At 74.8% G+C, this 8267-nt stretch carries 8 protein-coding genes; 4 read left to right on the top strand and 4 right to left on the bottom strand.

Going from position 1 to position 8267, the window contains the following annotated elements:
- Nucleotides 1–143: 143 nt before the first annotated feature.
- Both ABT247_RS33690 and mscL read right to left on the bottom strand, forming a co-directional pair.
- Nucleotides 144–935, bottom strand: coding sequence for a DUF6643 family protein (locus ABT247_RS33690; protein WP_502892526.1), 792 nt, complete (start codon nt 933–935; stop codon nt 144–146).
- Nucleotides 936–1276: 341 nt separating this feature from the next.
- Nucleotides 1277–1726 carry a large conductance mechanosensitive channel protein MscL gene (gene mscL, locus ABT247_RS29270; RefSeq protein ID WP_350748348.1) on the bottom strand — a complete coding sequence of 150 codons (450 nt, stop codon included), beginning with the start codon at nt 1724–1726 and terminating at the stop codon, nt 1277–1279.
- A 507-nt stretch (nt 1727–2233) separates the two neighbouring features.
- On the opposite strand from mscL, the gene ABT247_RS29265 reads away from it, so the two are divergent.
- The 3 genes from ABT247_RS29265 (at nt 2234) to ABT247_RS29255 (ending at nt 5183) form a co-directional block, all read left to right on the top strand.
- The gene (locus ABT247_RS29265) at nt 2234–3436 is read left to right on the top strand and encodes a glycosyltransferase family 4 protein (RefSeq protein ID WP_350748346.1); all 1203 of its coding nucleotides are present in this window, start codon (nt 2234–2236) and stop codon (nt 3434–3436) included.
- A 103-nt stretch (nt 3437–3539) separates the two neighbouring features.
- Nucleotides 3540–4214, top strand: a complete 675-nt coding sequence (locus ABT247_RS29260) for a thiol:disulfide interchange protein DsbA/DsbL (protein WP_350748344.1) — start codon at nt 3540–3542, stop codon at nt 4212–4214.
- A gap of 93 nt (nt 4215–4307) precedes the next feature.
- Entirely contained in the window at nt 4308–5183 is an 876-nt protein-coding gene (locus ABT247_RS29255; RefSeq protein WP_350748341.1) for an alpha/beta fold hydrolase, read from the top strand.
- A gap of 18 nt (nt 5184–5201) precedes the next feature.
- Here the strand turns inward: ABT247_RS29255 and ABT247_RS29250 are convergent, their stop codons facing one another.
- Entirely contained in the window at nt 5202–6035 is an 834-nt protein-coding gene (locus ABT247_RS29250) for an SAM-dependent methyltransferase (protein WP_350748338.1), read from the bottom strand.
- Between the two features lie 142 nt (nt 6036–6177).
- The gene (locus ABT247_RS29245; protein ID WP_502892525.1) at nt 6178–7326 is read right to left on the bottom strand and encodes a glycosyltransferase; all 1149 of its coding nucleotides are present in this window, start codon (nt 7324–7326) and stop codon (nt 6178–6180) included.
- A gap of 57 nt (nt 7327–7383) precedes the next feature.
- Between ABT247_RS29245 and ABT247_RS29240 the strand changes: the two genes are divergently transcribed.
- A complete protein-coding gene (locus ABT247_RS29240) occupies nt 7384–8154 on the top strand; it encodes a glutamate racemase (RefSeq protein ID WP_350748335.1) in 771 nt (256 codons plus the stop codon).
- Nucleotides 8155–8267: the final 113 nt, after the last annotated feature.

Raw genomic sequence — 8267 nt, 5'->3', positions numbered from 1 at the left:
GCCCGGGACGCCGTGGGGGGGGGCGTTCCGGGCGGTCCGTGGATGACCCGTTTCTCCGTTCGCCCGGCGTTCAGGGGTCGCCGGGTGGTGCTCAGGTGGTGCGGGTTCGGGCCGGGTGGGGGACGGCCCAGGGGTGGCAGGGCTCAGTAGCCCTGGCCCTGCGGCTGGTAGCCGCCCTGGTAGGCGCCGGGTTCGCCGTACTGGCCCGGGCGCTGCGGCTGCATCGGGCGGACCGGCGCGACCGGTGCCATGGCCGGGCGGAGCTGGGCGCCGCCGAAGCCCTGGTCGCCGCCCTGGCCCTGGAAGCCGGGGCCGGCCGGGTTGGGGCCGCCGAAGGACTGCTGGCCGCCGAAGCTTTGCGGGCCGCCCTGCGGCTGACCACCGGGCTGGCCGAAACCGGCCGGTCCGCCGGTCGGTTGCGCGCCGAAGTTCTGCGGGCCGCCACCCTGGCCGATGAAGGTGTTCTGGCCGCCGAAGCTCTGGCCGCCGGTCGGCTGGTAGCCGCCGCTGGCGGTCTGGGCGAACGCCGGTGCGCCGGGCTGCGGCCGCTGGTAGGACTGGGGGGCACCGTAGCCGGGGAGGGACGGCTGCGGGGCGGAGGCGTACGCCGGCGCCGGCTGCGCGGGGATGTACGCCGTGGCGGGTCCGGCGGAGGGGCCGCTGCTCGGGCCGGGGCCCAGGGCGAGGCGGGCGGGCGGCAGCGCGGGGAGGTTGCTGCCGGCGCTCTCGTACCCGTTGCCGTACCGGTTCTCGTAGGACTGGCCGAGGCCTGATCCGTATCCGGACGACAGCGCCGGCGGCAGGGCGGCCGGCACGTTGATGGGTGCGATCTGGGGGACGCCGCGCTCAGCCACGAGGCTGTCGTAAATCGGCGTGCCGGAGGAGAAGGACGGAGAGGGGTAGCCGACTCCGTCGTAGGAGCGGGGCGAGGTCATGGGGCATACGGTAAGCCCACAATGCGCCTGCTGAGGAGAGCGGGAGGGGGAGCAGTTCGAGTGTTTACACAGTCTTCGCTCGCGCAAAGGTTTCGAAAGTAGGAAGAACGGACAAACCGCCATCCACTTCCGGACAACCCTGGCGACCCGTCAGCGATCGAACAGCACCCGGACGCGGCCGCCGTGCGACCGTGCGGTGACCGGCCCGTGGACGCCTGCGGGCCCTGCGGAGAAACTTTTGCGAACGGGGCGTGCGCCGGCGCATTCGAGCCCCCGCCGGCGATGGGGCGGGGGCTCGTGAATGTTTGGGGGATAAGTGTCCCGTCAGCGCCTGCGGACCGTCAGTGCGACTGCAGCGCCTGCCCCTGGGCGGGCAGGCCGGGCCGGGCGGCGACCTCGGAGGTGCAGAAGGAGCAGCGGGTCGCGGCGGCCGGGATCCGGCTCAGGCACTCCGGGCAGTCCACCTTGGCGGCCGGCGCGGGCTCGGCCGACTCGAACCGCGCCTGCAGCTTGCCCACCGGTACCACCACGGCGAAGTAGATCACCGCGCTGATCAGCACGAAGCCGATCAGCGCGTTGACGAACAGGCCGTAGGGGAACTTGGTGCCGCCCACCTCGAAGGTCTTCTGGGTGAAGTCGCCGACCGCGCCGGTGGCGACGCCGACCAGCGGGGTGAGGAAGGCGCTGACGAACCCGGTGACGACGGCGGTGAAGGCCGCGCCGATCACGATGCCGACCGCGAGGTCCACCACGTTTCCGCGCAGCAGGAAGCTGCGGAATCCCTTGAACACCGGGTGACTCCAAATCCGAAGGGGAGAGGGGGAGATGAGGGCGGCGCGGCCGCCCCGGCCGGACATCCTGCCGACCGGCCGGGGCCGGGGTCCAACCGCGTTCACCCGATCCGCGTAACCGGCGCTGCGGCGGTGTCCGGCCGTACCCGCCCGCGCCGGGCGGCGTGCGGGTGCTCCGCGTACCGGCCTATCGGCGAAGGCTGGTGGCCGGCCCGGGGTTCGGTGATCGGTGGCCGGGCCGGGGGCGATGATCGGTGGCCCTGGGGAGCGGGCGGTGGCCGGGGCGCGCCCGGGCCGACGACGGGGCGGCTGCTCGGCACGGCGTACGGAGGAGCGGAGGGCGGCCGAACGGAGCGGCCGGGGGCGAGGCGGGGCGCACACCGGTCCCGTCCGGCGCACGACGGCGGATCTTCCGCGCACATCCGGTGTACGGGCGCGGGCGCACGGACCACCACCGGGTTGCGCGAAGGGGGTGTACCGGGCGTGGCGCTGTGCCAAGGTCTGTCCATGCCCGACCATACGGCGGCCGATTCGGCCGGAGACCGCCCGCGCGTCCTGCATCTGATCAGCGACCCGCGCCGGGCCGGTGCCCAGAACCTCGCCCGTGACCTCCACCGGGAACTGCGCCGTCGGGGCCAGGCCTCCGCGCTGTGCGCCCTCGCCCCGCGCCCGGCCGTGCCGGCTCCCCGCCCGGCTGCGGCGAGGCCCGGGCCGTGCACCGTCGGCGGAACGGCCCCCGACGCCTGCGGACAGCCGTGCCCCGACCCTGCCGGGCCGCGCGTCACCGTCCTCGGCCCCGGCCGACTGCGCCCGGCCACCCTCCGGGCACTGCGCTCCGCCGCCCGGGCCGCCGACGTGGTGCTCGCCCACGGCTCGGACACCCTGGCCGCCTGCGCCCTCGCCCTCGCCGGGACCGGCACCCCCTTCGTCTACGTCTCCGTCGGCCACCCCCGCTACTGGACGGCCAACCGGCTGCGCAGACTGCGCGGCGCCGCCCTGATGCACCGCGCCGCCGCCGTCACCACGCTCACCGACGAGGCGCGCCAGGTGCTGGAGGAGCAGTTCCGGCTCCCGGCGGGGAAGGTCCGGGTGATCCCCATCTCCCGTGCCGCCGAGAGCTATCCGCCCGCCGACGGCCGGGCCGAACGGCGCGCGGCCCGGCACGCCCTCGGCCTGCCGGCGGACGTCCTGCTGGTCGCCTGGATCGGCGCGATAGCGCCGGAGAAGCGACTCGACCTCGCCCTCGACGTGCTCGACCGGCTGCCCGACGTCCGGCTCGCCGTCGCCGGGGACGGCCCGCTGCGCGAGTCCCTGGCCCGGCACCCGGCCGCCGCCCGGGCCCACTTCCTCGGTGCCCTGCCCGATCCCGTCCCGCTCTACCGGGCCGCCGACGCGCTGCTGCTCACCAGCGACAACGAGGGTGTGCCCGGTGCACTGATCGAGGCGGCGCTGGCCGGGGTGCCCGCCGTCGCCACCGACGTGGGCTGGGTGCGCGAGGTCGTCCGGGACGGCGCCACCGGTGCGCTGGTCGCCCCCGGGGACCCACTCGCCCTGGCCGAGGCGCTCGCCAAGGTGCTCGCCTGCAACCGCGCGGGACTCGGCGCGGCCGCCCGGGCGCACGCGCTGGCGCACTTCGAACTGGGCGCGGTGGTGGACGCCTGGCAGCGGTTGGTCGGCGAGGTGTGGACCGGCGATCCCTCCTCGCACTGACGGGCGGCTCGCACCCGCCCCGGGTGAGCCGTTCGGGCGAATCCGGGCCCGGCGCCCTCCGGCGACTCGCCGGTAACCGGCCGCCGTCAGCACACTTCCCGGTGTGAACTCGAAGTCGCTGCTGCGGTCCACCCTCCTGTTCGCCGTCGCCGCCGGGATCGCCGCATCCCCCGTCCAGGCCGGCGCGGTGAGCCGTCAATCGCCCGCCGAGGGCGTCCAGTTCGTCAAGCTCGACCATCCGCAGCCGGTGCGCGAGAGCGCCCGCACCGAGGCGGTCGAGTTCTTCTGGTACGACTGCAGCCACTCCCAGCAGCTCGAGCAGCCACTGCAGGCCTGGGCCGAGAGGCATCGCGCGGACGTCGCACTGCGACGCGCCCCGGCGATCTGGCCCGGCGGCCAGGGGGAGGGCACCCAACGCGCCCACGCCCGGCTGTACTACACGCTGGAGCGCCTCGGCCTGGTCGAGCGCCTGCAGACCGCCGCCTTCCGCTCGATCCACAGCGACCACGCCGATCTCACCACGGAGGCGGCCGCCACCGACTGGGCGGTGCGCCACGGCGTCGACGCCCAGCTGTTCGGCCGCACCTACCGTTCCGCCGAGGTGGGCCGGTCGGTGGACGACGCGGCCGCCGCGTTCGTCCGCTACGGCATCGACGAGCTGCCCACGGTGGTCGTCCAGGGCGAGTACCGCACCTCGCCGAGCAAGGCCGACGGCGTCGAGGGGATGCCCGAGGTGCTGGACTACCTGGTGCAGCAGGAGCAACTGCACAAGCACTGAAGCGGATTGAGGTGGATCGAGGAGGGTGAGGCCCGGTCGCCTGACGGGTCGTCACCCTCCTGCTAACCAGTCAGATGCTGTTTAATGGTTAGCATGAGCGAGCTGACGATCCCGCACGTCCACCACCGCCACGTCGACCTCGACGGCCTGCGCGTCTTCTACCGGGAAACCGGCCCGGCCGACGCCCCCGTCCTCCTGCTGCTGCACGGCTTCCCCTCCGCCTCCCACCAGTACGCTCGGCTGCTCGACGCGCTCGGCACCCGCCACCGGCTGATAGCCCCCGACTACCCCGGCTTCGGCCACAGCGACAGCCCCGCGCCGGACACCTTCCCGTACCGCTTCGACACCCTCGCCGACGTGGTCGAGCGCTTCTGCCTCGCCCTCGGCCTGGACCGCTTCGCGCTGTACGTCTTCGACTTCGGCGCACCCGTCGGTCTGCGCCTGGCCACCCGCCGACCGGAGTGGATCACCGGCCTGGTGGTGCAGAACGGCAACGCCTACGAGGAGGGACTCTCCGACCAGGCGCGGGAGTTCATCGCGAACAAGCGGGGCGTCCCGGGCGCCGAGGACGCCGCCCGCTCGATCCTCACCCTGGACGTCACCCGCAGCCAGTACGAGGGCGGCGCCGGCGATCCGACCCTGGTCGCCCCGGACGGCTGGACGCTCGACCAGCACTTCCTCGACCTGCCCGGCCGCAAGGACATCCAGGTCCACCTGGCCCTCGACTACTTCACCAACGTCGAGCTCTACCCCGTCTGGCAGCAGTGGCTGCGCGCCAACCAGCCGCCCACCCTGGTGGTCTGGGGAACCCGCGACCCGTTCTTCACCGAGGCCGGCGCCCGCGCCTACCTGCGCGACCTGCCCGAGGCGGAACTGCACCTCTTCGACACCGGGCACTTCGCCCTGGAGGAGAAGCTGCCCGAAATCGCCCCGCTGATCGACGACTTCCTCACCCGCACCCAGAAGTAACCCGCCGCCCGCGGGGGTTCAGTCGCGGCGCAGCAGGTAGGTGACGAAACCCAACGTCCCCCGGTAGCCGCGGAGCCACTCGGCGCGGTGGCGGTCCGCGGCCTCGCGGGCGGCCGCCGCGCCGGGGTGGTCGGGGTGGTCCAGCACCCACTCGGCCAGCGAACCCGTCCAGGAGAACTCGTAGTCGTCCCACTCCTGTGCCGTGCTGACGTGCCCGTAGACCGGGGTCCAGCCGTCCGCGACCACCCGGTCCGTGGTGGTCGCCAGGTCCGCGAAGTCCTCCCGGGCCGCGCCCAGCCCGTCCAGCGCGGCCTGGGACGGCTCGCGCTCCCAGAAGCCCTCGCCGACCAGCAACCGGCCGCCGGGGGCCAGCAGTTCACGGGCGGCCGCCAACGTGGGCAGCAGCCCGTCGAAGGCGTGGGTGGCGCCCACGCACAGCACCAGGTCGAACTGCTCGCGGGAGGCGGAGCCCCGGCTGGATTCCCGGTCGACTGACGACCGAGCTGCGGACTCCCGGGCGGCGGACTGTCGAGCGGCGGACTCCCGGGCGGTGAACTCCCGGGCGTCCAGGTGGTGCAGGCCGATCCGGCGCACCACGCCGAGCGCGGTGGCCGACTCCCGGGCCCGGGTCAGCGCCTCCGCGTCCAGGTCAACCCCGATCGCCCGCCACTGCGGACGGGCGGCCAGCGCCCGCAGCAGCCAGGCGCCCTCGCCGCAGCCGAGGTCCAGCATCCGACCGGACTCCCGCCCGGCCAGCGCTCGGTCGAGCAGGCGGGACACCGACTCGTCCGCGAGCGGCGCCGCGATCGGGTGGTGGGCATGGGCGAGGCGGGAGATCTGCTGTCGGTCCATCCGAGCAGTATGGATCCGTCCGGCCCGCAGCGCCGGGCTTTTCCCGCCCCGCCCGCTGTCCCGGCTCCCGGCCCGCGCGTCCCGTCCCCGCTTCCCGACCCCGCTCCCGCGCCCGGCCTTTCGACTGCTCTCCGCCCCGCTCTCACGTCCGCGCGTACGTCCGGCCCTTCCAGGCGCTGCCCCGGCCGCGCCAGTGCTGCACTGCCGAGTCCACCGTCATCAGCAGGTACAGCGAGGCCGTGAACGGCAGCAGCAGCACGGCCGGAGCCGGCTGCCCGTAGTACCGGACCATCGGCAGGTAGGTGGCCGCCATCAGGGCCCAGGCCGCCCCGCCGACCGCCGCCACCGCCGGGCCCCCCGCCACCAGCCCGGCCACCGTCGCCACCGGCGGTACCAGGTACACCAGCGCCAGCCCCAGTACCGTGCCGAGCAGCAGCAACGGCGAGTGCCTCAACTGGGCGTACGCGCTGCGCGACACCATCCGCCACAACTGCTCCAGCCGCGGGTACGGGCGGACGCTGTCCACCGCGTCGGCCAGGCCGAGCCAGGTGCGCCCGCCCGAGGACTTCACCGCCCGGGCCAGCGACACGTCGTCGATCACCGCGCCCCGGATCGCCGCCACCCCGCCCGCGCGCTCCAGCGCCGCCCGCCGCACCAGCGAACAGCCGCCCGCCGCGGCCGCCGTCCGGGAGCCGGGGCGGTTGCTCCAGCGGAACGGGTACAGCTGGGCGAAGAAGTAGACGAAGGCCGGCACGATCAGCCGCTCCCAGCCGGTCTCGACCCGCAGCCGGGCCATCTGCGACACCAGATCGAGGCCGTGCCCCTCGGCCGCGGCCACCAGCGAGGCCAGCGAATCCGGGCCGTGCGCGATGTCGGCGTCCGTCAGCAGCAGGTACTCCGCGTCCGGGCCGGCCAGCTCCACCCCGTGCCGCAGCGCCCACAGCTTGCCCGTCCAGCCCGGGGGCAGCGGGGGAGGGGTGGTCACGGTCAGCTCCAACCCGCCCATCGTCCGCAGTTCCGCGGCCATCGCACCGGTACCGTCCGAGCTGTGGTCGTCCACCACGATCACCCGCGCCCGCCCCGGGTACTCCTGCGCCAGCAGCGTCGGCAGGCTCACCGGCAGCACCGGTGCCTCGTCCCGGGCCGGCACCACCACCGCCACCTGCGGCCACCGCGCCGGCGGGCGGGGTGGCGGCAGCCGGACGTCGGTGCGCCAGAACGAACCGTGGCAACACGCCAGCCAGAGCCAGACCAGCAGGGACAACGCGGCGATCCACAGCAGGACGGTCACCCCGGCAGTCTGCCGCAGAACGGGCTCCGCCGGGCGGATCGACTAAAGTCTTGCCCCGTGAAGATCGCACTGATGGACTCCGGGATCGGCCTGCTCGCCGCCGCCGCCGCCCTTCGGAAGCTGCGCCCCGACGCCGATCTGGTGCTCTCCTCCAACCCCGCCTCGATGCCCTGGGGGCCGCGCACGCCCGAAGAGGTGACCGAGCTGGCCCTCGGCTGCTGCCGGGCCGCCGCCGAGTACGAGCCGGACGCCCTGGTGGTCGCCTGCAACACGGCCTCGGTCCACGCCCTGGCCACCCTGCGCGCCGAACTGGAGCCCGGACTGCCCGTCATCGGCACCGTCCCGGCGATCAAGCCCGCCGCCGCGCTCGGCGGCCGGGTCGCCATCTGGGCCACGCCGGCCACCACCGGCAGCGCCTACCAGCGCGGGCTGATCCGCGACTTCGGCGGCACCGCCGAGGTCACCGAGGTCGCCTGCCCGGGTCTCGCCGACGCGGTCGAGCACGGGGACGACGACGCCGTCACCGCCGCCATCGCCGACGCGGCCGCCCGCACCCCGGCCGGCACCGACGCGATCGTGCTCGGCTGCACCCACTACGAACTGGTCGAGGAGCGCATCCGCGACGCCGTCGTCGTGACCGCCTCGCCGTCCCTCACCCTGCTCGGCTCCGCCGACGCCGTCGCCGCCCAGGCCCTCCGCCGCGTCGCCGACCCGACCGCCACCGGCAACGGCACCCTCACCGTCCTGCACGCCGGCATCCCGGCGACCCTTCCGGCCGCCGCCACCCTGTACCCCCAGGGCCTCGCCCTCGCCACCCTGATCTCCTGAGCCCCGCGGCGGCTGCGCGGGTGCGGATCGGGGGTCTTCCCGCCGTTGCCGCCCGCCGCGACGAGGTGCCGGGCAGGTGCCCGGATCGGCGCGCGCTTCGCGCGGGAAGTCGG

The organism is Kitasatospora sp. NPDC001539, from assembly GCF_040298565.1.
Classification (GTDB): domain Bacteria; phylum Actinomycetota; class Actinomycetes; order Streptomycetales; family Streptomycetaceae; genus Kitasatospora.
The sequence above is the reverse complement of the archived record's forward strand: the minus strand, read 5'-3'. Positions and strand labels throughout refer to the sequence as shown.

What these genes read in the sequence shown, in the direction of transcription:
- ABT247_RS29255 (WP_350748341.1), top strand. Translation starts at nt 4,308, where the DNA reads ATGAGCGAGCTGACGATCCCGCACGTCCACCACCGCCACGTCGACCTC.
- ABT247_RS29250 (WP_350748338.1), bottom strand. Translation starts at nt 6,035, where the DNA reads ATGGACCGACAGCAGATCTCCCGCCTCGCCCATGCCCACCACCCGATC.
- ABT247_RS29265 (WP_350748346.1), top strand. Translation starts at nt 2,234, where the DNA reads ATGCCCGACCATACGGCGGCCGATTCGGCCGGAGACCGCCCGCGCGTC.
- ABT247_RS33690 (WP_502892526.1), bottom strand. Translation starts at nt 935, where the DNA reads ATGACCTCGCCCCGCTCCTACGACGGAGTCGGCTACCCCTCTCCGTCC.